Raw genomic sequence first — 26,112 nt, 5'->3', positions numbered from 1 at the left:
ATTATTTTAATTAATTGATATATAGTTAATTATGTTTTGCTTGTGTTAATTGCTCTTGTAGTTTTTTAATTTCGTCACGAAGTTTAGCTGCTTGCAAGAAGTCTAATTCTTTAGCTGCTTTTTCCATCGTTTTGCGTTTTTCACGAATCATTTTTTCTAATTCAGCTTTAGATAGATAAGCTGTTTCTGGTTCAGCTGCAACAGGAATCGGATGACCTAATTCATATTCAACTAAAGGATTTTTAGTGAAAGCACTTTCGATTTTTTTATTTAAAGCTTGAGGAACAATATTATTTTCAACGTTGAAATTAATTTGTTTCGTTCTTCTGTAATTGGTTTCATCGATTGTTTTCTGCATGCTTGCCGTAATTTTATCAGCATACATAATGGCTTTACCGTTTAAGTTTCTCGCTGCACGTCCAATAGTTTGTGTTAACGAACGATAATTTCTCAAGAAACCTTCTTTATCAGCATCTAAAATAGCTACAAGCGAAACTTCTGGCAAGTCTAAACCTTCACGAAGTAAGTTGACTCCAATTAAGACATCAAAAAGACCTTTTCGTAAATCCTGCATAATTTCGATACGCTCTAAAGTGTCTACTTCAGAATGTATATATCGGCATCGAATGTTCACTTTGGTTAAATATTTAGCTAATTCTTCGGCCATTCTTTTGGTCAAAGTTGTCACAAGAACCCTTTCGTCCAATTCACAGCGAACCTGGATTTCCTCAATCAAATCATCAATCTGATTCAAGCTTGGCCGCACTTCAATAACAGGATCTAATAATCCTGTAGGGCGAATAATCTGTTCGACATAAATACCATCCGATTTTTGTAGTTCGTAATCAGCTGGTGTTGCAGAAACATATATAACCTGATTTTGCAAGGCTTCGAATTCTTCAAATTTTAAAGGTCGGTTGTCCATTGCTGCAGGCAATCTAAAACCGTATTCAACAAGGTTTTCTTTACGACTACGGTCGCCTCCATACATAGCATGAACTTGAGAAACGGTTACGTGACTTTCATCAATAATCATTAAAAAATCGCTCGGAAAATAATCTAATAAACAGAAAGGTCGCGTTCCTGCTTCACGTCCGTCAAGGTAGCGTGAGTAATTTTCAATTCCAGAGCAATAACCCAATTCGCGAATCATTTCTAGATCAAAATTGGTTCTTTCTTCCAAACGTTTGGCTTCCAGATGTTTTCCAATTTCTTTAAAATAATCAACCTGTTTCACCAAATCTTGCTGAATCTGCCAAATTGCGCCTTGTAAAACTTCTGGAGAAGTCACAAACATGTTGGCAGGATAAATGGTTAATCTTTGAAATTTCTCTATAACTTGAGATGTTTTTGCATCAAAGGATTCAATCTCTTCAATTTCGTCTCCAAAGAAATGAATTCGATATGCATCGTCTGCATAACTTGGATAAACTTCAACCGTATCTCCCTTAATCCTGAAAGTTCCCGGGTTAAAATCGGCTTCTGTTCTAGCGTATAAACTCTGCACTAAACTGTGTAATAATTTAGTTCTTGAAATAACCTGATCTCGTTTAATTTCAATAACGTTTTTCTGAAATTCAACTGGGTTTCCAATACCATACAAACAAGAAACTGAAGCTACAACCAAAACATCGCGGCGACCAGAAAGTAGGGAAGAAGTAGTGCTCAAACGCATCTTTTCCAACTCTTCATTGATTGATAAATCTTTTTCAATGAAGACTCCAGTTACAGGCATAAAAGCTTCTGGCTGATAATAGTCGTAGTACGAAACGAAATATTCAACAGCATTATTTGGGAAAAATTGTTTGAACTCAGAGTATAATTGAGCGGCCAAAGTTTTATTGTGTGCCAGAACCAAAGTGGGTCTTTGCACTTCCTGAATTACGTTGGCAACGGTAAACGTTTTTCCCGAGCCTGTAACTCCTAATAAAGTTTGGTATTTATCTCCGTCGACCACGCCCTGTGCCAATTTTTGTATGGCTTGAGGCTGATCTCCTTTTGGGCTATATTCTGAGGAAACTTGAAATTTCATTTGAGTATACTGAAAATTTGGTTTTGTAAAGATACGAAGTTTGAATTCTAATCTAAAAAATTAATGATCGCATCATTTACCACTTTTGGCTGATCTATCGTTAAAAAATGTCCTGCATCTTTTACCGTTTTTGTTTTACAATTGACAAGGTGTTTTTTTGCACGATCCAAACTTTCTTCTGAATTAATAACATCTTTATCTCCGATTAAAATTAGAACCGGATTTTGAATAGATTCTAATTCTTTATCTGAAAAAGGCATCATTTTAAGCATGCTGGAATTTGATTTTGCATATTTATTGGCCAAATAGAATTGTCTTTTATAAATGACACTAATATTTTCTGGATGAGTAGAAAATGTCGAAAGCGTTTTGCTGAATTTCTTTTCGCTTGGAAAAAGTTTTAAAAGTAAAGCCGATGATGTTTTTCTTGGTTTATCAAGAAATTTAAAAGTCTGTGCTGGACTTAATAAAACAATTTTATCGATCGAATTTGATTTTTGAGTGGCTAATAATGTTGCAATCCAGCCGCCTCGTGAAGCGCCAATGATATCAAATTTCTTTAATTTGTAATAGCTGAAAACTTCATTGTAAAAAACAACAATATTATCGGATGAAAGCGGTTTAGTGGTTAAGTTGGATTTATTGGGTTCCATTATAAAATCGATGGCGTAAATGCGATGATTTTTGGCCAAAGTTTTAATGTTAGGATACCACATGGTCGAACTGGCATCCATTCCGTGAAGTAAAACAAGATCTTTTCCGTTTTTTGGTCCAGCAATAATTACATGCGCGGTTCCAAAACTAGTTTTTACATCTTCTTCGGTATACGGAATATTCCAAAGTTTTAAAGCTTTATCATAAGCGGTTTGATATTTTACCTCTTCAGTTCTAGTTTTAAAAACATAATCGTCAAATTTTGCCTTTTTGGACGAAGAACAACTTGTGACTAAAAAGAGCACAACTGCCAATCGGAAATATAGTTTCAACATAGTAATAAAATTCAATTTTCAGCTTAAAGTTACGAGCAGAGCTGGCGAAAAGTGTATCAGAATTTTATTTTAAAATATCATAATTTTAAGATTTGTCGTTTTTGGAAGTCAGATAATAAATCTGTACAAAAGCTAAAATAGCGTTCGGAATTATTACGGGCCAAAGCCATTGGTTAAAATCTCTATAGTCGTTTAAAAAGATGCCATAAATGGCAAAACAGATACAGCCAAACATATTAATAAATCGGATTGCTCGGAGATTTTTCAGCAAAAAACCTCCAACAATAAATACAGATGCGAGATAACCAATATATTCTGCCATAATCTTGATTTTAAATAGTTTACAATAAATGTAGCAAAAGCTAATTATAAAATCAAGGTTTTGTTTTGGAAATGAGTTATTTAAGTAGAAAAAAGATTATAGTTTTTTTTGATTACGACTTGTGTGACGAATTCTCAAAATATGAATCTCATTGAAAGTTATTTTATAAGATATTCGATAACTATAAATTTCGTATGCGCGATAACTTCCATTGTTTGGAATTTTCATTTCATCCAATTCGTAAATTTCCCAATTTGTTTTTAAAATTGTTACAGAATTATAAATACTATCAATTACTTTGTTTGGGATATTTTTACTTTTAGATTCTTTAAATATATGAAAGTATATTTTTTCAAGCTGAATTTTAGCGGCTTTAGACCAAATTATTTCTTTTTCCATTGTTCAATTTGATCCTTCATTTCATTATGAGAATAGAAATTACCACTTTGAATATCTTCTTCAGCAACTTTTAAATCTTCATTATATCTTTCAGAATAATTGACAGGAGTTTTGCGACTATCTAAAATTGTTTTTAAAGCAGATAAAAACTGATCGTCATCAATTTTTTCAATTTCAGAAATTAAAATATTTTTAAGTTCAAGAGTGTTCATAATAGCGTAATTTTATCGAAGTTACAAAACAAAATCATACGATTGGTTTTGAAAACCTTAAAATTTCCAAGAGTTGTGCTCAGTGTCATTTAGAAAACTCCAAGCTACAATTCGGCTATTTTTTTGTCCTTGTGACATTTCTATTGTTTTGACAGAAACGGCGTTTACTTTTTTCAAGATTTTGTAAATCGAAGAAAGATTCTCTTTTTTAGAAACTAGAGTAGTAAACCATAAAACTTGCGATGGATATTTAGCACTTTCGTAAATCATTTGCGTGATGAATCCGATTTCGCCACCGTTGCACCACAATTCTGCATTTTGTCCGCCAAAGTTTAGAACAGGATTTGTATTTCTTTTTTCTTTAGGGTTTAAATTGGAAACTTTTCTAGAAGTGCTTTTATGAGCTTCTTCGGCAGATGCATGAAAAGGCGGATTGCACATCGTGAATGTAAAACGATCTTCGGGCGTGATAATATTTTTAAAAATAAATCGAGGTTCAGTTTGCTGTTGCAAGCTGATAGAATCAATTAATTCGGGATTGGTTTCAATAATTTTAGCGCAATTTTCAATTGATCTTTGGTCAATATCTGTTCCAACAAAACTCCAATTGTAAATTGAATTTCCTAATATCGGATAGATTAAATTTGAGCCTGTACCGATATCTAATCCTAAAACAGTGCTGGTTTCTGGAATTTGATTGTTATTGCTTTCAGCCAATAAATCGGCTATATAATGAATATAATCGGCACGTCCTGGAATTGGCGGGCAAAGATAATCTTTAGGAATATCCCAGTTTTGAATGTTGTAATACGTTTTAAGTAAAGCTTTGTTTAATGTTTTTACTGCAAGCGGATTACTGAAATCAATGGTTTCTATTCCGTGTTTATTAATGGAAACAAAAGCCTTTAATTCGGGACAATTTGAAATGAGAAGTTCAAAATCATATCGGTTTCGATGAAGATTTCTTGGATGTAAATTGTCTTTTTGGGAATTGTTTTCTGCTTTCATTTTTTTTGATTTCGATGCAAAGATAGGCATTCCTTTTTTGGAAATGATTTTAGGAAATTCCCATTAGTCCTATTGCCAAAATCTGTTATAGTAGCTATTGGCTGCAGTTTTTTATTTCCATTCAGTTTCTGTTGCTAATTTGGTTAGTTTTGAATACAGAGCACTTAATCCATAAGTACCACTTAATCCGTAATCCTTTATTTTCTTAATTGACCCATCTTCAAAAATTATGTGAAGAGTTGCTGTTGAAGCATCAGTATAATTAACTTCGTAGTAATCTTTTAATTTCTTAATTTCTATGTAATTTAGTAAGTCAAATATTTCTGCAACATTTTTTGGGTCAAATTGATTTATTGATTTTCCTCTAAACTTAGTAAATTCTATACCATCAAACTCAGCTAGACCATTTTTATTAATTGTAAGTTTAAAAACTGGACAGGTTCCATAGCAATAATCCGTTTTAACTTCTATAGATTTAATTTTATTATCAATGATGACTTTGTCGTTAAGTTCAATAAAAGAATTAAACTTATATGTTAAAGTATCTATCTTGATATATTTCTCAATGTTATCATCAAAATCAAAAGGTAAATTTACTTTTCGAATTTGTAATTCATTTTTATCTTTAACTTTAATTGGTTTCACATATTCGCAAATAGCAAAATCAATAATAAATCTAGTTAGTTTAAAATTATTACTGCCTTGATCAATTATAGCATATTGTGAATATCCGTAATAATGCGGAATGAAAAGCAAATCAGTTAGTCCATCGTTGTTAATGTCTACTTTTTTCCAATTATTTATGTCAGATTGATTGAAAATCTTCTGACATTTTAAATTTGTATAAATGCTATCTGTTGGAACGATTCTAAAATTTCCATAATCAAAATCTTTCCATACTTTCTTAATAAATTTAGGAGCTACAGTTTTGATAAAATCTTCAACGTCTTTATCTGTTTTGAGTTCATCTATTTTATTTCCAAACGCTACGTTTGAAAAAATAATTACGAATATTAGAGTTAGTTTCTTCATATTATTGGTAACATCCTGCTACTACAGTGGCTTTGAGACTAAATTAAGGCTATTATCGGATTTACCACCCGAGCGATAGCGAACAGGTGAAGCAAATCATTCAAACACAAAAACATTTTCCATTAAGCTTATTGTTCAAATCTGTTGTACTAATGTTAGTTACCGACTTTATTGGTTTATTTTTGCCATTTTATTTTTACTGCTGAAATTTTGTCAAGTTCAAGTCTTACATCTTTTAAAATTCTAAAACCACATTTTTCATAAAATTTTAATGGCGAAATATATTCTTGCCCGTTTTTTTTCTTGTCCTTGTTATGGTCTATTACCCAACCATTTAATACTAATTCAGTATTTTTAATTTTGTCTAGCATTTTTCGCCCTAATCCATTTCCTTTTATTTTTTCTGATAAAATGATAGCAAACCACTTCTCATTATCTCTGTCAAATGTCAAAGCCCAACCCAAAATTAAGCCTATGTCACTTGTCAACAAAAAATGCTTAAGGTTATTTAAGTTTTGCAGATAATTGTCAAATTCAGTTAAACTATTGTATGAAAGTTTTTCAGGATATTCCCTATTCCATAAGTCAAGCACTTGCTTTTTTGCTTGTTCGTTTAGTTCAGTTGTCTGTATAATTTCAATATTCTCTATCATTTGTCTTTGTGAATTCTGCGCTTAAGTCTGGGACTAACGTTCTGGCACTAGAGCGGTTTTGGGATTAAATAAAGTCCATTCTTCGGATTTGCTATTTGAGCGATAGCGAACTGGCGAAGCAAATTATTCAAATATAAAACCATCTTTTTATTAAGCCTATTGCCCAAATCTGTTGTAGTGGCTGTTGTGAGCTGTTTTTAAATTTAGACTTTGTTTCTTTTCAAAAATTGTAAGTAAAGAATTTTTGCTGTCAAAGATTATTTTGTTTCCATCAATTTTTCCTTTTCGTACATTTCTGATATAGTAATTAGTTGCACCACCTGTTGACGGATAAAACTGCTCGAGTTCAATGATATTCTCTTTTATTTTATATTTTCCACCGTAATAAATAGAATTTTTATTTCGATGAACATTTTTATCTATACCAATTAGCATAAACTTCTTAAAAAAGCCATCGTTATGAAATTTTAAAATTTGAGGATTTTCTTTTTCTCCATTATTATAATATCGTCCTTCAAAAATTTGAACATAGTATGCGGATGTATCTATTTTTTTTAAGTCAGTTTCAGTTGGCATATCTAAAAAAGTGTATTTGACTTTTTCGTTCAGAACAGGTTCTCCATATTCGTTTTTGGGTATTCTGATATATCCACAGCTAATTAACGAGAAAAGACAAATTATAAATAAAACTTTTTTTGAAAACATCTTATTAATTTTTAGCACATTTTTGATCAAAATAGCATACAACGTCCCACAACTACAGCGGGTTTGAGACTAAATTAACCTCATTCTTCGGATTTGCTATTTGAGCGATAGCAAACAGACAAAGCAAATTATTCAAATATAAAAACAACTTTCCATTAAGTCAATTCCCTAAATCCTTTAGAGTAGTTGTTATGCGTTCGGTTATTTTTTTTCTTTTTTATAAACATCTACTAAACCTCTATTATCAATCAACATTTCATCTTTTTCCATTTTTATTATTCTGTCTTCTATTCTTTCGTAATATTTTCCATCTACGGATTTAATGGCCAATTTTCGCCTGATTAAATCTTTACCAACGAAATCTGTACTATCAATGTATAAATCGTGTTCAATCGTATTTGTCTTACTATTAAATTTCCAATTGCCAATATCAGTATTTTTTGGTGTAAAAACTTTTTCATAAGTGAAATTTGCTTTATAGATTAATTTCGGGCCAGTTGCTTGAACAGTTCCAAAACTGCCTTCATAATTATCAAGTTTCTTTCCATTTATATCACGTGTTTCAATAAAATTCCAACTTCCAATTATATTTTCTGATTTTATATCATTTACACTTTCTTTCTCAACTTTTGGAGTTTGGTTATTTCCTGTTTTAAAGCAACTTGATAATAGTGAGATAATAATTAAAGAATAGATGTGTTTCATTTTCTTGTTTGGTTTAATTGACTCTTTTAATTCTGTTTGGATTAACTGACGTAAACGTCCCTTCGCACAAGAAGTTTGAGGTTAGATCAGCGATATCTTTCGGGTTTTCCAAATCTTTCCCCAAAATACAAGCCAATTCTTCCATTAAGCCAAATGCCCAAATTGCTTGTAGCGTGTCCTCGCAGATAATCCTTTTTTAGTTTAATTGTCGTTTAAAACTACAAAATATAAAATTTTGTTTCGTTTCAAACGGAGTTGTATGATCTTCAATAATGCATTTTAATTTTTTAAATCCATTCTTCATTTCGGCGGTTAATGTTTCTTCATTATATTGTTTTATGTCTAAACCGCTACATTTTTTCGGCCCGTTTTCAGAAAATGTACCAATAGTTAAATATCCTGAAACTGATTTTCTTGCAGTTTCTATATATTTTTGAATTTGCTCTCTACTGGTTAAGAAATGGAATGTTGCTCTGTCATGCCAAACTTCAAACGTTTCATCTGTTTCAAATTCTGTTATATCGCTTACAATCCAATTCACTTTTTCTGCATTTGATCCTAACCTTGCTTTCGCTTTCTCAATTGCTTTTGCAGAAATATCTAAAACAGTTATATTTTCGAAACCTTCTTCGATTAGAAAATCTACTAGTTTGCTATCTCCGCCACCAATATCAATAATTTTAGATTTTTTCGTTAAGTCGAAAGATTTTATAAGATCTAGTGAAGTCTTCGGAATTTCTTGAGTCCAACTTACTTCGTTTGCATTTTTAGTTTCGTAAACTGTTTCCCAATGATTTTTTCTGTTTTCTTCCATTATTCCTATTTTTTTACTTACGTTTCTTTTGTAGTGTATTTGCTAAAGTCCCGCTACTGCAACGGGTTTAGAACTAAATTGGCCAATTCCTCGGATTTGCCACCCGAGTGATAGCGAACAAGCGAAGCAAATTATTGAAATATAAAATGATCTTTTTATTAAGTCAATTACCCAAATGCTTTGTAGTAGCTGTTAAGTGACGTTTTTATTTCCAGAATTGCCAAGGTTTTTTGTTATTTTTTTTCTGCCAATCTTTAAAGCGTTTATCTATTACAAGCCTTACTTTTTTGTAGTTTTCCCAACTGTTTTTATATTCATAAATGCTATCTTGATTTGAATCTAATGTGTTTACATAGTCGTCAAAATATTTGTCGGATGAATAATAATCCTCGGTAAATTTTAGTCCTATTTCATTCAAATCTTCTGCCCAAAACTTTCCATCACAACATTTAATCAGGAAATCACGACCAGTAATTTTTTTAGCTTTTACATTTTCTAATAAGCTAGCTGATTCCGTGATGTGAATTTCGCCAATTAAATTGTTATCAATTATCCAATTTAAATACATTCCAATATGAGTTCCTCCATTTTCAAGAGGAACATTTTTAGGGAAATCTTCCGTTTGATGCCAATCTATTCTGTCGATACTTGCCATTTCTGATGGTTGTGTTAAAATGTCGCCTAACTTGAGTTTTGTCTTCGGTTAGTCAAAAATATCGCATAATTAGGATATATATGTATGACGAAAACATACAAAGCTACCCAACGTCACGCATATATATGATTAATGGTAATACTTTAATTAAATCAAATATATAAACAATCTTTTTATTACAGATTTTTAAAAGAAAACTCGTTTGTTTGTTTTAAATTTTTTCGGGTTTATTTGTGGTAAATTAACATTGGTAAATGACAAAAAATACTATTTGCGAAGCTTCGACATGAAGAAATTTAAGAAGACAAATTAATCAAAACACTCCATTAAAAGCAAATCACCGTCGCGATGTGTTATGGTTACAATTCCGTCTTGTTCAACAGAATTACTGCTTCCGGTTCTGTAGCCCATTGTGAGTGTATCGTTGTTTAATTCGTATTTTAAATTGGTTGAAGAAATTCCGTTAACAACACCAATTGGAATTAACGAAATAGGTGTTTTTGCGGTATACCATTTTTCGAATTTTGTCGGCAGCAAGAATATTTTAGAATGATCGTCGAGAATTACAATTTTGAGTAAATCTCTGTAGCGAACAATCTGCGTTAGGTTTGTAATCGTATGATCCGCACGTTTTCCGGTTGCCCAAACGACATTTGCGGCAGGAATTTTTCTTTCGATAAGATAATCAAAAGCTTTTTCTAAATCTGTTTTATCTTGATCGGGTGTATGGACGATTTCGATTGGAAATTGCGAAGTTTTATAAATTTCAGGGTCAAAACCACGGTCAAAATCACCCAATAAAACATCTACTTTTATACCTAATTCAATTACTCTTTCTATAGCCGAATCTAAAACAATTACCAATGGTGACCATTCTAATAATTGTCCTAATAATTCTGGATCACAGGCAGCGCCATTTGCAATGATTAAAGCAGGTTCTTGATCGTCTCGGACTATATGATGTGATGACATAAGTGTTTTTTGAATGTGATGCAAAGGTAAGGTTTACAATTTTAGATTTTAGATTTTTTCAAAGCTTGTAAAATCTGCAATCTACAATCTACAATCTGTAATCAGAAATCAAGCAATCTTCTATGGTAATTGATTTGCCCTAAATGATACGCCAAATGGGTTGAAAGATGAATTAAGAAAAAGCCTGTTGTCATTTCTTTTTCGAAAATAATCTGCGGATAAATTTTTTCTAAATCTGTTTCGGTTAAGGAATCTAAACTGTTATTGATAACGTTAATCGTATTTTCGATTTTTGAAATCAATTCTGCTTTTGGAATATCTTTTAATGAAAATTCTAAAGGACGATTTCGGACATAATCGGTTTTGCCAATTTCAGCTCCGATGTAGGTATTTAGGTTTCCAATTAAATGAAGACACAGATTTCCAGCCGAATTGGAGATGTTCTTATCAATTGCCCAAATTGAATTTTCATTTTGATAGGATTCAATTTCGATTTTTAGTTTGTTTAAATCTCGATTGAAAAGTGTTTTTAGAGTTTCTATTGACATTTTTTATTTAAATTAACGATAAATGGAAAAAAGGCAAATCAATGTTAGTATTGTTCCTATTAGTGATGTTAGAAATACAAATGTATTATCTCGTGTTTGTTTAGTTATGAATTTAATAGTTCGATAGCAAATGAAATATACACCTATAATAGGATAATATATAAATTTTCCTAAAAGGTTAATAATCAAAATATAGAAAATTAAACTGATTATAATTCCTAATGCCATTCCGGCTAGACTTCCATAAATTGTTTTTTGATTAACTTCTCTATCTTTTAAAATTGCTTGGTGTTGATTAAATTTAGAGTCGATTAAATTGTTTAATTCATGGGAATCTAATATGTCTGATTTTATAAATTGTTTTATGAAGTCCAAATCAGAATAATCATTACTCAAATCATACACTTCCTTTGTTATTCTTTGTATTTCTTTTTTATTAGTTTTATTGGATTCCAGAGTAGATAAAAAAACGTCAATTCCTCCTCTGTTATTTATCTCCAAAAGTATTTCCTTACTAGCTTTTCCAGAGTAATCAACCATAGTAATATAAGCTTCCTCAAGATCTTTGTCAGAGTAATTTTTATAATTCATTATTAATGATAAATTCCGATTGATTAATTTCTGCTTTTTATAGGAATCCAGATTTCTTCTTCAGAATTAGGATCATCTTTTTTATACTTTTCATTCATTACAGCAAAATGAGGTCTATTATCTACCGTATATTCAGAATTTGGAAGCCATTCTGCAAAAATATAATGATAGGTTTGATGAGCTTCTGTCGCTGGCCCTAAATGAAGAAAAACAGCATATAAACCATCAGGAATAATTAAAGTTTGCATTCCTTCTGGAATAGTTGAATAATCTGAAACTTCTACGGCAGCCCATTTTTGGAAACTGTCATTAGGGTCAAAATTATCAAAATGATTTTCTGCGTAAACTTCTAAAGAATATAAATTGGCATTAATTGTATTTTTTATTTCTTTTCGATTTGGCATAAAACCATTCCATAATTGAAAAGTTTTATTCTCAATAAAAGACATTTCAATAAAATGTCCAAGGAGTTTTTTTTCGGTTAAGTTTCTAATGATAGGTTTCATAATTACTTAATTTTGTAATTTTCTGTACTGGTTTCACTTAGAGAGAAATAGCCTAACGGATAATTTTCTTTATTAGTTACATTGATCATATTTCCTTTTACGGTTGCTGGAGGAGACTGAAATGGTCCTCCAACAGTGCTTCCAGCAATGCTGACCAAAATATTCATATAATTATAGTACTGTTTTGAAATCCCGTAATGTGTGATTTCAATTTCATTTCCAATTATTAAATCTTCATCGTCTGAAAGGCTAAAAAATTCATTGCCATTAAAAAATTTATCCTCGTCTACATAGAAAGTTGATTTAACTTTATTAGAGTATAAATATTTGTATAAATAAAAATTATCTGCATCGGCAGGATCAGTATAAAAAGCTTTTATTTCAATGTCTTTTCCAGTAAAACCGCCTTGATTATTTTGTTCTATGCGGGTAATGGGAGCTACTGATTTTAAAGTTTCTGTTCCAATATATCTATTTCCTCGACTAATGACAGTTAACGTATATTGTTCATCGATAACGGGTGTAAAATTTATGCATGAATATTGACCAGTCTTTTTAATTTCGATAAAATTAAATTTTTCCTTTTTACTATTTTCTATATAAATAATTGCCCCAGAAACGGTTGGAATTTTATTTTCAAAATAACCCGTTGTCGTTGTCAGCTTTATTGTCTGCTCATTTCCTGTTGTTCCTTTCTCCCAAGTAATTGCAGCTTCTATTACTAATTTCGGAGGAGCTGTATCTAAATCAACATCCACAACTTTTTCGCAGCTTGCGAAAAACAAAGATGTGAAAAGCACGATTAAAAAAACTAATTTTTTCATAGGTATGTTTTTAGCCTTTAAACTTATTTTTAGAATTTGAAATTATAACTAACAGCTGGAACAATTCCAAAAATTGATAGCTGAACAGCTTCATTCAAACCTGTATCCGTATTTTGACGAAAATTGATTGAGGCTGCATTCATGCGATTATAAAGGTTGTAAATACTGAATACCCATTCGCCTTTCCAATTCCTATCTTTATTTGTTCTTGGTGTTAAGGTTGCTGAAATATCCAAATGATGATAGGCAGGAAGTCTATTTTCATTTCGCAAACCGTAACTTGGCACAGTGATTCCTAAATATTCGTACTGCCCATTCGGATAAGTAACTGGCTGTCCTGACTGCAAAGCAAAGTTAGCACCAAATGACCATTTTTCGTTTAAATTATAAGCAGATGTAATGGCAAGATTATGAGTTTTATCATAAGCTGAAGCGTACCATTGACCATTGTTAATTCCGATTTCTTCAGCAGTTCTTCCAGGAGTCTGCTGTTCAGATTTTGATAATGTATACGAAATCCATCCATTAAATTTGCCTTTGTTTTTCTTTATCATAAGCTCTAAACCATACGAACGCATATGGCCGTTTAAAATAACTTGTTCAATGGCATTGTTGGCAATTAAATCGGCTCCATCGATATAATCTAATCTATTTTGGATTTTCTTGTAATAGGTTTCTACTTCTAAAGAATAGGCATCATTATAAATATTTCTAAAGTATCCTAACGCCACCTGATCTGCGAGCTGAGGTTTAATGTAATTATCACTCGGCATCCAAACATCCAGCGGAGTAGGAGATGAGGTGTTTGAAATTAACTGAAGATATTGCGCCATTCTGTTGTAACTCGCTTTTATAGATTGATCTTCATTTAATTGGTAAGAAAGAGAAAAACGAGGTTCAAAATTATCATAACTCTGAATGACTTTGTTTTGGCTGAAATACTTTGTTGAAGTAGGTGTTCCTTTTTCGTAAATCTGCATATCATTATTGAAAACAACCGCTTGATTATTATCGTAATAATTAATAGTAGAAGCGCCTAATCTATAAAATAAGCTGTAACGCAAACCATAAGCAATGGTAATTTTTTTAGAAAGCTGACTTTCTGCATCCAGATAAATAGAAGGTTCAAAAGCATATTTTTTATCTAATTGATCAGGATTTATGCCCGAATCTTCGGCGGTTGGTTTTATGGTTCCAGGATTAAAATCATAATAAATACCGTTTACGCCATAATTTAGTTTTAGTTTATCTGAAAGATAATGCTTGAAATCGTATTTGATATTGTAGTTTTTGATTCCAGAATCCCAATTGAATCCTACAAAATCAAGATCTAATCCGTAATAATAGTCACTGTAAATTAAAGAGAGATTGGAGAATAATTTATTAGAATACAAATGATTCCATCTTAGGTTTAAAGTTGAATTTCCGTACGTATTGGTAAAGCTTTTGTTTAAACTGAAAACGTCACGTCCAAAATAGCCTGATAAATATAAACTGTTATTGTCGTTAAGTTTATAGCTTAGTTTGGTGTTTAAATCATAAAAATAAGCAGAGTTATTTTTGTTGTCTTCAGATAGTTTTAAAAAAAGATGGGCGTAAGAAGCTCTTCCGCCAATCAAAAAAGAACCTTTGTCTTTTACAATTGGGCCTTCAGCCAGTAAACGGCTTGAAATTATTCCGATACCGCCATTCATATGGAAATCTTTACTGCTTCCGTCTTTCTGGTAGATTTCTAAAACCGAAGAAGCTCTACCGCCATAACGTGCAGGAATTCCACCTTTATATAATTTTAAATCCTTAATAGCATCGGGATTAAAAACAGAAAAAAATCCGAAAACGTGAGAAGAATTAAAGATTGTTGCTTCGTCTAAAAGAATGAGATTTTGGTCTGCACCACCTCCGCGAACATTAAATCCAGAAGCGCCTTCGCCCGCATTGGTTACACCAGGAAGTAGCAAAATCGATTTTATAACGTCAACTTCTCCTAAAACAACCGGCATTTTCTTTATGGTTGAAATGGAGAGTTTATTTACGCTCATTTCGGGCGATTTGACATTTATTTTACCTTTATTTTCTGTAATAACAACTTCTTGCAGTTCTTCGCCACCTTCTTTAATTGAGAAATTGCTTTTTTTGTCTTGATTTAAAGAAATATGTTTTTGAATGGTTTGATAGCCAACATAGCTGATTTCGATTTCGTATTCTCCTTTAGGAACAGAAAGGGAATAAAAACCGTATTCGTTGGTTGTAGTTCCTATTTTTAAGGACGGAATAAAGATATTAACTCCAATTAAAGTTTCATTGTTTTTGCTGTCAATGATGGTTCCGCTTAGAGTGAATTTTTCCTGCGCAAATGAGGTGAAAATCGTAAGAATAAAAAGAAAAAATGTGCAGGTCTTTTTTGTAATCATTATATTGATTTTGATTTACATAGTTAACAAATTCTTACTACATATTCTTACGGAATTTTTGTTAAACATAAGTTAAGATAAAAAAAGGACAACTTTTCGAGTTGTCCTTTTACTTATTTAGAAATACAAAATGTATTCTGAATTATTTGATTTTAGCAACAATAGCGTTGAAAGTTTCGCTTGGACGCATTGCTTTGCTTACCAATTCTGGTGTTGGTTGGTAGTAACCGCCAATGTTTTGAGGTTTACCTTGAGCACCAATTAATTCTGCATCGATTTTAGCTTCGTTAGCTTCAAATTCAGCTGCAATTGGAGTAAAGATCGCTTTCAATTCTGCATCTTTAGTTTGAGCAGCCAAAGCTTGAGCCCAGTAGAATGCTAAATAGAAGTGAGAACCACGGTTGTCAATCTGACCCACTTTACGAGCTGGAGATTTATCGTTTGCTAAGAATTTATCGTTTGCTTGGTCTAAAGTTTCAGATAAAACAATTGCTTTAGAATTATCTAAAGTTTGTCCTAAATGCTCTAATGAAGCACCAAGAGCTAAAAATTCTCCTAATGAATCCCAACGTAAGTATCCTTCTTCTGTAAATTGCTCAACGTGTTTAGGAGCAGAACCTCCAGCACCAGTTTCGAACAATCCACCACCATTCATTAACGGAACAATAGAAAGCATTTTAGCAGAAGTTCCTAATTCTAAGATTGGGAATAAATCTGTTAAGTAGTCACGTAAAACGTTTCCTGTTACAGAGATAGTATCTAAGCCTTTGATGATTCTGTCTAAAGTAAATTCAGTAGCAGCAATTGGGTTTAAAATACGGATATCTAAGTTTGTAGTATCGTAGTCTTTAAGATATTTTTGAACTTTTACGATCAATTCTCTATCGTGTGCTCTGTTTTCGTCTAACCAGAAAACAGCAGGAGTGCTAGATAAACGAGCTCTATTTACAGCCAATTTAACCCAGTCTTGAATAGGAGCGTCTTTAGCCTGACACATTCTGAAAATGTCATTAGCTTCAACGTTTTGCTCCATTAAAACATTTCCGTTTGCATCAACCACACGTACAACTCCGTCAGCTTTCATTTGGAAAGTTTTGTCGTGAGATCCGTATTCTTCAGCTTTTTGAGCCATTAAACCAACGTTAGGAACACTTCCCATTGTTTTTGGATCAAAAGCACCGTGTTTTTTACAGAAATCGATAGTTGCAGTATAAACTCCAGCGTAAGAACGGTCTGGAATAACCGCGAATGTATCTTGAGCTTTTCCTTCTTTGTTCCACATTTGTCCAGAAGTACGGATCATTGCTGGCATAGAAGCATCAACAATTACGTCAGATGGAACGTGTAAGTTTGTAATTCCTTTATCAGAATTAACCATTGCTAAAGCTGGTCCGTTTGCGATTGCTTGATCGATAGCAGCTTCAACTTCTGCTTGCTCAGGTCTTCCAGCAATTTTAGCGTAGATATCGCCTAAACCGTTTCTTGTGTCAACGTTTAATTCAGCGAATAAAGAAGCGTATTTTTTGAAAACATCTGCAAAATATACTTCAACGATAGCGCCAAAGATAATTGGATCAGAAACTTTCATCATTGTAGCTTTTAAGTGTACAGAAAGTAAAACTCCTGCAGCTTTTGCTTCAGCGATTACATCAGCAGCAAAAGCTTTTAATTTGCTTACGCTTAAAACTGAACTGTCGATAATTTCTCCAGCTTTTAATGGAGTACTTGCTTTAAGAACAGTTGTTGAACCGTCTTTAGCAACAAATTCGATTTTTACATCGTTTGCTTCATTTACAGTCAATGATTTTTCACTTCCGTAAAAATCACCTCCTGACATAGAAGCTACTTTAGTTTTTGAGTCAGCAGACCAAGCACCCATTGAGTGTGGATTTGCTTTTGCAAAGTTTTTAACTGCTCTTGGAGCTCTACGGTCAGAGTTTCCTTCACGTAAAACTGGGTTTACAGCAGAACCTAAAACTTTAGCATATTTTGCTTTAATTTCCTTTTCAGCATCGTTTTGCGGATCTTCTGGGAAATTTGGTACGTTGTATCCGTGCGATTGTAATTCAGCAATAGCCGCTTTTAATTGCGGTACAGATGCTGAAATGTTTGGTAATTTAATAATGTTTGCTTCTGGCTGAGTTGCTAATTGACCTAATTCTGCCAATGCATCTCCAGTTTTTTGAGCATCTGTCAAAGAATCTGGGAAGTTTGATAAAATTCTTCCTGCCAGCGAAATATCTCTGGTTTCGATTTCAATTCCAGCTGTTGCTGTAAAAGCTTGAACAATTGGTAACAAAGAGTACGTTGCCAATAAAGGCGCCTCATCAGTTAAGGTGTAAAAAATTTTTGATTTATTCATTTTCTTTTTTTTTTATAATCGTATCGTCAGGAGTTAACGATGTAAAAGATATATTCGGCTCAAAATGAGCGGAGCAAATATAATAAAATCACAACGAAAACGGTTGAGTTTTGAAGAGAAAAGATGAAATTAACAGATTGTTATTTCGAGCTCGTTAAATTGCTAAATCGATGATTTTGGTATTAAAAAATTACAGTTTTAACAGTAGTGAAAATATAAGGCAAAAAAAAACTCGTTTCATGTAATCTGAAACGAGTTTTTTATAACATTTAGATAAATGATTATCTTCTTTTATCTTTAATCTTAGCTTTTTTACCAGTAAGTTGTCTGAAGTAGAAAATTCTAGCTCTACGTACAGCACCTTTCTTGTTGATTTCAATTTTTTGTAAAGCTGGTAAGTTTACTGGGAAGATACGCTCAACACCAACAGATCCAGACATTTTACGAATAGTAAAAGTTTCTGTAACACCAGAACCTCTTCTTTGAATAACAACTCCTTTAAAAAACTGAGTTCTTGTTTTTTCACCCTCTTTAATTTCGTAGAAAACAGTGATTGTGTCTCCAGCTCCGAAATCTGGGAAATCTTTTTTAGCAACGAATTCGTCTTGAACGAATTTTAATAAATCTGCCATGATAATTTAAATTATGGTTTTTATATTAGAGCAACATTCACGGATCTCGCCAGAGGTTGGTCAAATTCGGGTGCAAATATAGTTTGAAAAAAATGAAATTCCAAGAAATAAAATTCTAAATTCTATTTTTTTAATTAACTGATTATTTGTGGGTTAGTATTTAGTCTCAATCGCGATTTGCGTTGTTAAGACCGAGACTGTAAACTGAGACTGTAAACTGTAGACTCACTTCGGCTGTTGCTGTGTAACACAATGAATCATTCCTCCGTTTGCATATAAATTGCGAACATCAATGCCAATTACTTTTCGAGTCGGATACAAACTTTGAATTAGCTGATTGGCAACTATATCGTTAGGGTCATTATAATTCGGAACCAGAACAACCGTGTTTCCAATATAAAAGTTTACATAAGAACCTTTGTACCCTAAGTTTTTACCGTAAGTTGTCACAACATTATTTTTAGACAATGGCAATTTTAAGAAAGTAAAATTTTTACCGTTTTTATCTTTCGAATTGTATAAAGTGCCAATGTCATTTTGAGGAACTTCCCAATATTGCAAATCATTTTCATTCATGGTTACAATGGTATTTTTATTGCCAAAACGAGCAAAACCATCAATATGCATATCAGTAATTTCCCTGCCAGCTTTGCCGTCTAGCCAAATAAAATGTGTTACGCCAAGATATTTTTTAAAATTCGATTCGGCCTGTTGCTGCGTCATTGCAGGGTTTCGATTTGAATTTAGAATCGAACTTTTGGTAGCCATTAAAGTGCCATTTCCGTCTATTTCTACAGCTCCACCTTCATTGATCATTGTTTTGTTTAAATCTAAAACCGTGATTTTTTGTTCTGTAGCGATTTCTGATGGAATTATATTGCAATTTTGAAAAGCTGCTTTTTTGCCCCAACCATTAAATCCCCAATCTTGAATAACCAATTGATTGTTTTTGTCTTTTACATAAATTGGCCCATTATCTCTTATCCAAACGTCATCGGTTTTATGAATTTTAAATTCTATAGAAGATAATGAGACTCCTGATTCTTGTAATAGAGCTTCAATTCGGTTTTTTTCGACAAGGTCGTAGGCAATAATAAAAACTTTTTCACTTGTTATTAATGATTTAGCCATGGCGACCCATGTAGCATCTAAATCATTTCTATAGTCAATTCCATATTGATATTGATGTGGCCATTGAAGCCAAGTTCCTTCATGTGGAGCCGATTCTTCTGGCATGTTATACATAACTTCGGTATTTTCTATTTTATCTGTAATTGTATTCATTTCATCTCCTTGACAAGAAGAGATTAGAGGAATTAATAATAATGTTAAAAAAAGCTTTTCCATCTTAGTTGATTTAATTTTAAATGTTTAGTGCCTTTTTGTATCGATAACTTGACGGGACAAAAGTATTTCTAAATAGTAATTGCGAAGTTGTCCAAAATGGACAATTTAAATAAGAGGAATATAAATAGCTGTAAGATAATCGGCTGGCGTTTTGCAATTTGAATCGTTTTTGATGTACTGTTCAATAACTGGTAAATGAGATATTTCAAAATCATTACTAAGAAACCATCCGCCAAAAATTTGCTGATAAGTGTCTTCTAGGGTTTCATAAGATCCGTGATGAAGAAAACGTGCATATCTACCTCCAAAAAGTTTTTTTGTTGGAAGATTTCTAATAATGGTTTCAGTAATGATGCAAGCTTCATACGTGCATTTCGATTTTTCGGTAATTAAAATATCGTCTGTAATAATACCGAAATAGTCTGAAATGGATTCTGTGATTTCATTTTCTAATAAAGTATCCCAAAGAGTTTCTATTTCAGGATTAATGTATGAGGTTTTACAGCTGGAATAATAAGCTATTATTTCGGGAACAAAAACAATTTTGGGTTCTAAAATACAAATAACAAGTTCTTTTGGGTGAAAATCATTTAGCAGCAATTCTTTTTGATTTCGTGCCGCAGAAGGAGAAGATTTAAAATGTTTTTTAAAAGTTTTTGAAAAAGACTGTACATCAGCAAAACCAACTTCAAGTGCAATGTCTGAAATTTGTTCATTAGAATATAAAAGCTTTTTATATCCGTTTTCTACTTTCAGTCGAGTCTGGTAAGCGCCAATGGTTTCTTGAAACAAAGAATAAAAAACGCGCTGTAAATTTCTGTAAGAGTAACTAGAAATATCTTCAAGATCACTTATTGAGATAATTTCATTGTAATTTGTCTCAATATAATTGCGAGTATTATAAATGCGTTTTAGATTCATTTTTTTCTAGTTTTCAGTCTCACTTTTATCAGGCTGAATACTGTGGCTGAATACTGAACACTTTTTTAATGACCTTCCAATAAATCTGGACGTCTATTTTTAGTATGTTCGTATGCCTTGTCTTCACGCCATTTATCGATTTTTGCCGCGTGACCGCTAGTTAAAACCTCCGGAACTTTCCATCCTTTATAGTCTGCAGGTCTTGTATAGATTGGACCTGATAATAAATTGTCCTGAAAACTATCTGTTAATGCTGAGGTTTCATCACTTAAAACACCAGGAATTAATCGAATTAAGGCATCAGATAAAACTATTGCGCCCAATTCTCCACCAGATAAAACATAGTCGCCAATTGAAATTTCTTTTGTAATAAAATGGTCTCTCACTCTTTGGTCAACTCCTTTATAATGTCCGCATAAAATGATAATGTTTTCGTACATAGACATTTTATTTGCCATTTTCTGATTTAAAGTTTCCCCATCAGGAGACATATAAATTACTTCGTCGTATTCGCGCTGGCTTTTCAAATGTGTAATGCAGTCATCGATAGGCTGAATTGTCATTACCATTCCCGCACCTCCACCAAAAGGATAATCATCTACACTTTTCTGTCTGTTTGTGCTATAATCACGAAGATTGTGAAAATGCACTTCGACCAAACCTTTATCAATGGCACGTTTCATAATTGAAGCCTCAAACGGACTTCTTAATAATTCAGGTAAGAGAGTAATAATGTCAATTCGCATCTTTATTCGATAATTTTCTTGCGAGCAAAGATACAAATAATGCCAATGAGTCTTTTGCTAATAATTATATAACATACCGATTAAATTGTGTAAAAGTTAATTCCGTAACTTTATTTATCATTACATTCCTAATTATCAATTTATCACGACCAAAATCTAAACATAAATTCAAACGCTTTTTATGAAAAAAACAATAGTAATGTCCGCATTTCTTGCACTCTTTATCTTCTCCTGTGCAAGTACTAGTTCAGCTACGGTCGCTGTGGGAGAATCTAAAACTAAAGTCCTAAAAACATTGGGAAATCCAGTGAGAACTTTAGATAATAATCAAAATGGAGAAATTCTCGTCTATGCCGATCAGATTTTTGACAGAGAGAACTCCGATGGATCAAAAATTGCTGGGCCAAATTATTGGCGTTATAATTATGTCTACTTAAGTAAAGAAGGCAAAGTGACCTCGACGCGTCAGGAGAAACAAAATTATCCACCACAGGCAATTGATTCTCAGAAAATGCAGGGAATGAATTTGTTGACTGCAAAATAATTTTTTTTAGAAATATCTTTAAGCAATTCGTATTTTTATAATTAATTATAAAAATACGAATTGCTTATTTAATGGCTTCAGCAAAAATGAAAATACTTGCTATATCGGGCAGTACTAGAAACAACTCCAGTAACTTCAAAATTCTGAAATATATTTCAAATTACTTAAAACCTGAATTTGAAGTAGAGTTTTTTGAAGATTTAGAGCGTCTTCCACATTTTAATCCAGATTTGGATACTGATAATCCTCCACAAGAAATCACTACATTTAGAGATAAAATTATAAATGCTGATGGAATTATCATTTGCACGCCCGAATATGTGTTCAGTCTTCCCGGAAGTTTAAAAAATGCCTTAGAATGGTGTGTGTCGACGACTATTTTTTCAAACAAAAAAACGGGTCTTATTACAGCTTCAGCCTCTGGCGAAATGGGACACGAACAGCTGCTATTGGTAATGAAAACACTTGAAGCAAAATTTGATGATGCAACACAACTTTTAATTCAGGGAGTACGCGGAAAAGTTAATGCTGAAGGAGAAATCACATCAGAACAAACTGCAGAAGCACTTCAAAATTTTGCAAAAAACTTTAAGAATCAATTTTTATAATATATTTACTTTCTGAAATTTAAATCATTAACATGATTAGCAGAAGAAATTTTATCGTAACCACAAGTCTTGCTGCAACAGCAGTTTTAGCTTCACCATCATTTGCACTTTCTATGAATAAAAAAGAAATAGGTTTACAGCTGTATACGCTTCGTGATGAACTTCCTAAAGATGTAAAAGGAACTTTAGCAAAAGTAGCAAAAGCGGGATATACGACCATTGAAACGTACGGTTTTTCGACAAAAGATCAGTTTTGGGGATTAACGCCAAAGGAACTTAAAAAGATCTTAGATGATAATGGATTGAAAGCAGTCAGTGGTCATTACAATCTAGGAAGCTTTTTGTATGATGGAAATACGGAGGAATTAATTGCCTCAATTGAAGCAGCAAAGATTCTAAAAAGTGAATTTTTGACTATTCCGTGGGTCGATGAGCCATTTAGGAGAAATATAGAAGATTATAAAAAGATTGCGGCTCGAGTAAATGAAGCTGCAAAAATGTGCAAAAAAGCAGGCTTAAAACTGGCTTATCATAATCATGATTTTGAGTTTCAAAAACATGATGGAGTTACAGGTTATGAGATTTTATTAAAGGAAACCGACAAAGATCTGGTTTATTTTGAATTAGATTTATATTGGGTAGTCCATTCTGGAAATGATCCTGTAAAATTGTTCAAAGAAAATTCTGGGCGTTTTACAATGTGGCATGTAAAAGATAAGGATAAAAACAACAATGATTTGAATACGGAAATTGGATCTGGAACAATCGATTTTAAGCCTATTTTTAAAGAAGCCAAACAATCTGGAATGATTCATTTTTTTGTTGAACAGGAAAATAATTTTGCTTCTGATTCTTATGATTCGATTAAAAAGAGCTGTGATTTCATTTCGAAGAATTTAGCCTAATTCATATTTATGAAGAAACTTCTTTTGCTGGTATTTGTGATTTTTATGTCTTGTCAATCTGATAAAAAAGAAAAGATCAATTTAAAAACAGAATCAGTTCCACAGCAAATCTTGTCGCCTCAACCTTATTTCGTAGATATCAAAGTTAATGATGTTAAGCTTGGGAAGCCTAGCTTTGGAGATTGGTTATTTTCTCATAAAGAAAATGGACAGAGTTTTGAACAATTTATCCGAACTAAACATGTTGTTCCAACGAAAGAAGAAAATATTATTTATTTGCAACCTATAGGGAAGTTTAATTCGTTGCAGGTGAAACAAATCGAATTAGTTCGTCAATATTTGCAAATATTCTTTCAGCTAGAAACCAAAGTTTTAAAAGATGTTTCAAATGATATTATTCCAAATAATGCTAGAAGAATTGGGGATGTTGGACAGGAACAATTTTTAGCGGGATATATTTTAACCGATGTTTTAAAAGAAGAAAAGCCTGATAAAGGAGTTGCTCTAATGGCAATAACTGAAAAAGATTTGTATCCAAAACCCGAATGGAATTACGTTTTTGGTTTGGCATCATATAGAGATAAAATCGCAGTAAGTTCTATGTATAGAATGCAAAAAGAAGCCGATTTTAATTTAGGTTTAGAACGATTGTTGAAAATTTGTTCACACGAAATAGGACATATGTTTGGTTTGCATCATTGCATAGAAGCGAATTGCGTTATGAACGGTACAAATAGCATGATAGAAACAGATAGACATTTCGTTAGATTGTGTTCTCTTTGTCAAAGAAAACTAAATTCGGGATTTAAATACGATAATGTAAAAAGATTAAAAGAATTAGAAAAATATTTTAGGGATAACCAATTAACCAGTGGTGTTGAGTTAATGGAAAAAGACCTTAAAAGAATTCAATAAAAATAAAAAAATATGAGTCTAGGAACTAGCAAAGAATTTATAAAAGGTGACGAAATCGAGTGGGAAGTAGTCGGTGAAGGAATCAAGCGCAAGATTTTGGCTTTTGACGAAAGAGTGATGCTTGTAAATGTATATTTTGAGAAAGGCGGAATCGGTACTTTACACGATCATTATCATTCGCAAGTTACTTATATCGCAAGCGGAAAGTTTGATGTGACCATCAGTGGTGTAACGCAGACTTTAAAAGAAGGAGATAGTTTTTACATTCCGCCACACGCTGTGCATGGTGTTGTCTGTTTGGAGAAAGGAATGCTTACAGATGTCTTTAGCCCTGCAAGAGAAGACTTTTTAAACTATTAAAAGCTTAATAAAAAAAATAAACCTATAAGTGATTTAAGAAAATTTAAGTTTGGCTGTAAGTTTCACCAAGATATTTTTAAATGAACTTATATCACTTATATGGTTAAAAAAAAACTTAAAAATTATATTTTTTTTAAAGTTTTGCTAAAGATTAGAGTGGTATTTTTGCAGCATGAATTTATCTAAAAATAATGTACTGTTTATGGCAGTTTGCACTGGTCTTATAGTTGCAAATCTTTATTACTGCCAGCCCTTAATTGTTTTAATTGCCAACGAATTTAAAATTCCTGAAGCTAGCGCCGGAACGATAACATACTTAACTCAGGCGGGTTATGCTATAGGATTGTTTTTTATGGTGCCGCTTGGCGATAAAATTGAACGAAAAAGGCAAATTTTAATGACTACTTTTGCTACTGTAATTGCCTTATTAATTGCAGCAACAGCAAAGAGTTTTCTTGTTTTACAAATCGCTTCATTACTAATCGGTATCACCTCGATTGTGCCACAGCTTATCTTGCCTTTGGCAGCTTCTTTGAGCGCGCCTGAACAAAGAGGAAAAGTTGTTGGAACAATCATGAGCGGACTTTTAGTAGGGATTTTGCTTTCGCGAACTTTAAGCGGTTTTATCGGCCAAGTGTTAGGCTGGAGGTCGATGTTTTACATTGCTGCTGGAATCTGTCTTTTAATCTTTTTTGTAATTCAAAGCAAATTTCCAGTTAATAAGCCTCAGTTTAAAGGAACTTACGGGCAGTTAATCAAATCCTTATTTACTCTTATAAAAACACAGCCTGTTTTGCGCGAAGCAACAGCAATTAATGTTTTCAGTTTTGCTCAGTTTGGAGCATTTTGGACTACAATGGTGCTTTTACTTTCAGGCAAGCCATTCGATTTTAATAGTGCTACAATTGGTTTGTTTGGAATCGTTGGTGCTTCTGGAGCTTTAGCAGCGCCTCTTGTTGGGAAATTGGGAGACAAAGGAAATTCAAGAATTGCAGTTGGTTATGGCTGTTTATTGGTCTTGATAAGCTTTATAGTATTTTATTTTGCGATTGAAAGTGTAATTGGAATTGCAATAGGAATTGTGTTTATTGACATCGGAATTCAAGGTGTTCACATTTCTAATCAAACAAGAGTATATTCTCTATTGCCGGAAGCAAGAAACAGATTAAATACCGTATTTATGTCGCTTACCTTTTTAGGAACAGCAGCGGGATCGGCATACGGTTTATTGTTGTGGAAAATGGGCGGATGGCCATATGTGACAATTGGCTGTATGGTCCTATCATTATTGTCATTAACGATTTATGGATTCACATATAAATCAAAGTCTAAAAAAGCAAAAGCTCAAATTGATTAAAAAATTAATTTGTAAATTTGCGTTCAAATTAAAAATA

Annotated in this window: 29 protein-coding genes; 6 read left to right on the top strand and 23 right to left on the bottom strand. The window is 32.5% G+C overall.

Translation table 11 applies throughout. The features are described from left to right. Positions 1 to 25: 25 nt before the first annotated feature. The 23 genes from uvrB to trmD form a co-directional block, all read right to left on the bottom strand. Positions 26 to 2,032: an excinuclease ABC subunit UvrB gene (gene uvrB, locus LPB248_RS05050; protein ID WP_177210484.1), complete on the bottom strand. Its 2,007-nt coding sequence runs from the start codon at positions 2,030 to 2,032 to the stop codon at positions 26 to 28. Between the two features lie 47 nt (positions 2,033 to 2,079). Beyond that, positions 2,080 to 3,021 carry an alpha/beta fold hydrolase gene (locus LPB248_RS05045; RefSeq protein WP_177210483.1) on the bottom strand — a complete coding sequence of 314 codons (942 nt, stop codon included), beginning with the start codon at positions 3,019 to 3,021 and terminating at the stop codon, positions 2,080 to 2,082. 85 nt (positions 3,022 to 3,106) lie between these two features. Beyond that, positions 3,107 to 3,343 (bottom strand): uroporphyrinogen decarboxylase, encoded by a 237-nt coding sequence (locus LPB248_RS05040; protein ID WP_177210482.1) that lies wholly within the window; start codon positions 3,341 to 3,343, stop codon positions 3,107 to 3,109. 96 nt (positions 3,344 to 3,439) lie between these two features. Continuing rightward, complete coding sequence (locus LPB248_RS05035) at positions 3,440 to 3,742, bottom strand: type II toxin-antitoxin system RelE/ParE family toxin (RefSeq protein ID WP_177210481.1); 303 nt, start codon at positions 3,740 to 3,742, stop codon at positions 3,440 to 3,442. Then, complete coding sequence (locus LPB248_RS05030; protein WP_177210480.1) at positions 3,727 to 3,954, bottom strand: hypothetical protein; 228 nt, start codon at positions 3,952 to 3,954, stop codon at positions 3,727 to 3,729. Before LPB248_RS05030 ends, LPB248_RS05035 begins: the two co-directional genes overlap by 16 nt. 57 nt (positions 3,955 to 4,011) lie before the next feature. Further along, positions 4,012 to 4,962, bottom strand: a complete 951-nt coding sequence (gene rlmF / locus LPB248_RS05025; protein ID WP_177210479.1) for a 23S rRNA (adenine(1618)-N(6))-methyltransferase RlmF — start codon at positions 4,960 to 4,962, stop codon at positions 4,012 to 4,014. Positions 4,963 to 5,073: 111 nt separating this feature from the next. Beyond that, positions 5,074 to 5,994: a DUF6438 domain-containing protein gene (locus LPB248_RS05020; protein ID WP_177210478.1), complete on the bottom strand. Its 921-nt coding sequence runs from the start codon at positions 5,992 to 5,994 to the stop codon at positions 5,074 to 5,076. A 176-nt stretch (positions 5,995 to 6,170) separates the two neighbouring features. Then, positions 6,171 to 6,647, bottom strand: a complete 477-nt coding sequence (locus LPB248_RS05015) for a GNAT family N-acetyltransferase (RefSeq protein WP_177210477.1) — start codon at positions 6,645 to 6,647, stop codon at positions 6,171 to 6,173. 156 nt (positions 6,648 to 6,803) lie between these two features. Next, positions 6,804 to 7,352 carry a hypothetical protein gene (locus LPB248_RS05010; RefSeq protein WP_177210476.1) on the bottom strand — a complete coding sequence of 183 codons (549 nt, stop codon included), beginning with the start codon at positions 7,350 to 7,352 and terminating at the stop codon, positions 6,804 to 6,806. A gap of 201 nt (positions 7,353 to 7,553) precedes the next feature. Next, on the bottom strand, positions 7,554 to 8,057 hold the full coding sequence (locus LPB248_RS05005) for a hypothetical protein (RefSeq protein WP_177210475.1): 504 nt from the start codon (positions 8,055 to 8,057) through the stop codon (positions 7,554 to 7,556). Positions 8,058 to 8,253: 196 nt separating this feature from the next. Continuing rightward, positions 8,254 to 8,871 carry a class I SAM-dependent methyltransferase gene (locus tag LPB248_RS05000; RefSeq protein ID WP_177210474.1) on the bottom strand — a complete coding sequence of 206 codons (618 nt, stop codon included), beginning with the start codon at positions 8,869 to 8,871 and terminating at the stop codon, positions 8,254 to 8,256. Positions 8,872 to 9,076: 205 nt separating this feature from the next. Then, a complete protein-coding gene (locus tag LPB248_RS04995) occupies positions 9,077 to 9,526 on the bottom strand; it encodes a hypothetical protein (RefSeq protein WP_177210473.1) in 450 nt (149 codons plus the stop codon). A gap of 309 nt (positions 9,527 to 9,835) precedes the next feature. Then, positions 9,836 to 10,498 (bottom strand): thiamine diphosphokinase, encoded by a 663-nt coding sequence (locus tag LPB248_RS04990; protein WP_111423842.1) that lies wholly within the window; start codon positions 10,496 to 10,498, stop codon positions 9,836 to 9,838. A 101-nt stretch (positions 10,499 to 10,599) separates the two neighbouring features. After that, positions 10,600 to 11,046 carry a DinB family protein gene (locus LPB248_RS04985; RefSeq protein ID WP_177210472.1) on the bottom strand — a complete coding sequence of 149 codons (447 nt, stop codon included), beginning with the start codon at positions 11,044 to 11,046 and terminating at the stop codon, positions 10,600 to 10,602. Positions 11,047 to 11,058: 12 nt separating this feature from the next. Further along, positions 11,059 to 11,637, bottom strand: a complete 579-nt coding sequence (locus LPB248_RS04980; RefSeq protein WP_177210471.1) for a hypothetical protein — start codon at positions 11,635 to 11,637, stop codon at positions 11,059 to 11,061. A gap of 23 nt (positions 11,638 to 11,660) precedes the next feature. Beyond that, positions 11,661 to 12,143, bottom strand: coding sequence for a GyrI-like domain-containing protein (locus LPB248_RS04975; protein ID WP_177210470.1), 483 nt, complete (start codon positions 12,141 to 12,143; stop codon positions 11,661 to 11,663). A 2-nt stretch (positions 12,144 to 12,145) separates the two neighbouring features. Further along, on the bottom strand, positions 12,146 to 12,967 hold the full coding sequence (locus LPB248_RS04970) for a DUF4249 domain-containing protein (protein WP_177210469.1): 822 nt from the start codon (positions 12,965 to 12,967) through the stop codon (positions 12,146 to 12,148). A gap of 29 nt (positions 12,968 to 12,996) precedes the next feature. Beyond that, positions 12,997 to 15,378: a TonB-dependent receptor gene (locus tag LPB248_RS04965; RefSeq protein ID WP_177210468.1), complete on the bottom strand. Its 2,382-nt coding sequence runs from the start codon at positions 15,376 to 15,378 to the stop codon at positions 12,997 to 12,999. Between the two features lie 142 nt (positions 15,379 to 15,520). Next, positions 15,521 to 17,740 carry an NADP-dependent isocitrate dehydrogenase gene (locus tag LPB248_RS04960; RefSeq protein WP_177210467.1) on the bottom strand — a complete coding sequence of 740 codons (2,220 nt, stop codon included), beginning with the start codon at positions 17,738 to 17,740 and terminating at the stop codon, positions 15,521 to 15,523. 281 nt (positions 17,741 to 18,021) lie between these two features. Beyond that, complete coding sequence (gene rplS / locus LPB248_RS04955) at positions 18,022 to 18,372, bottom strand: 50S ribosomal protein L19 (RefSeq protein ID WP_111423834.1); 351 nt, start codon at positions 18,370 to 18,372, stop codon at positions 18,022 to 18,024. A gap of 225 nt (positions 18,373 to 18,597) precedes the next feature. Next, the gene (locus tag LPB248_RS04950; protein WP_177210466.1) at positions 18,598 to 19,719 is read right to left on the bottom strand and encodes an agmatine/peptidylarginine deiminase; all 1,122 of its coding nucleotides are present in this window, start codon (positions 19,717 to 19,719) and stop codon (positions 18,598 to 18,600) included. A 105-nt stretch (positions 19,720 to 19,824) separates the two neighbouring features. After that, the gene (locus LPB248_RS04945; protein WP_177210465.1) at positions 19,825 to 20,640 is read right to left on the bottom strand and encodes a GyrI-like domain-containing protein; all 816 of its coding nucleotides are present in this window, start codon (positions 20,638 to 20,640) and stop codon (positions 19,825 to 19,827) included. 65 nt (positions 20,641 to 20,705) lie between these two features. Next, positions 20,706 to 21,386, bottom strand: a complete 681-nt coding sequence (trmD, locus tag LPB248_RS04940) for a tRNA (guanosine(37)-N1)-methyltransferase TrmD (RefSeq protein ID WP_177210464.1) — start codon at positions 21,384 to 21,386, stop codon at positions 20,706 to 20,708. A gap of 199 nt (positions 21,387 to 21,585) precedes the next feature. On the opposite strand from trmD, the gene LPB248_RS04935 reads away from it, so the two are divergent. The 6 genes from LPB248_RS04935 to LPB248_RS04910 all read left to right on the top strand — a co-directional run bounded on the left by LPB248_RS04935 (position 21,586) and on the right by LPB248_RS04910 (position 26,075). Then, positions 21,586 to 21,930 (top strand): hypothetical protein, encoded by a 345-nt coding sequence (locus LPB248_RS04935; protein WP_255463013.1) that lies wholly within the window; start codon positions 21,586 to 21,588, stop codon positions 21,928 to 21,930. Between the two features lie 71 nt (positions 21,931 to 22,001). Then, a complete protein-coding gene (locus LPB248_RS04930; RefSeq protein ID WP_177210462.1) occupies positions 22,002 to 22,538 on the top strand; it encodes an NADPH-dependent FMN reductase in 537 nt (178 codons plus the stop codon). 32 nt (positions 22,539 to 22,570) lie between these two features. Beyond that, the gene (locus LPB248_RS04925) at positions 22,571 to 23,443 is read left to right on the top strand and encodes a sugar phosphate isomerase/epimerase family protein (RefSeq protein WP_177210461.1); all 873 of its coding nucleotides are present in this window, start codon (positions 22,571 to 22,573) and stop codon (positions 23,441 to 23,443) included. Positions 23,444 to 23,452: 9 nt separating this feature from the next. After that, positions 23,453 to 24,358, top strand: coding sequence for a Zn-dependent protease (locus tag LPB248_RS04920; RefSeq protein WP_177210460.1), 906 nt, complete (start codon positions 23,453 to 23,455; stop codon positions 24,356 to 24,358). A 12-nt stretch (positions 24,359 to 24,370) separates the two neighbouring features. Then, on the top strand, positions 24,371 to 24,718 hold the full coding sequence (locus LPB248_RS04915; RefSeq protein ID WP_177210459.1) for a cupin domain-containing protein: 348 nt from the start codon (positions 24,371 to 24,373) through the stop codon (positions 24,716 to 24,718). 202 nt (positions 24,719 to 24,920) lie between these two features. After that, on the top strand, positions 24,921 to 26,075 hold the full coding sequence (locus LPB248_RS04910) for an MFS transporter (protein WP_255463012.1): 1,155 nt from the start codon (positions 24,921 to 24,923) through the stop codon (positions 26,073 to 26,075). Positions 26,076 to 26,112: the final 37 nt, after the last annotated feature.

Origin of the sequence: Flavobacterium sp. LPB0248 (genome assembly GCF_013388355.1) — a bacterium.
Lineage (GTDB): Bacteria > Bacteroidota > Bacteroidia > Flavobacteriales > Flavobacteriaceae > Flavobacterium.
The sequence above is the reverse complement of the archived record's forward strand: the minus strand, read 5'-3'. Positions and strand labels throughout refer to the sequence as shown.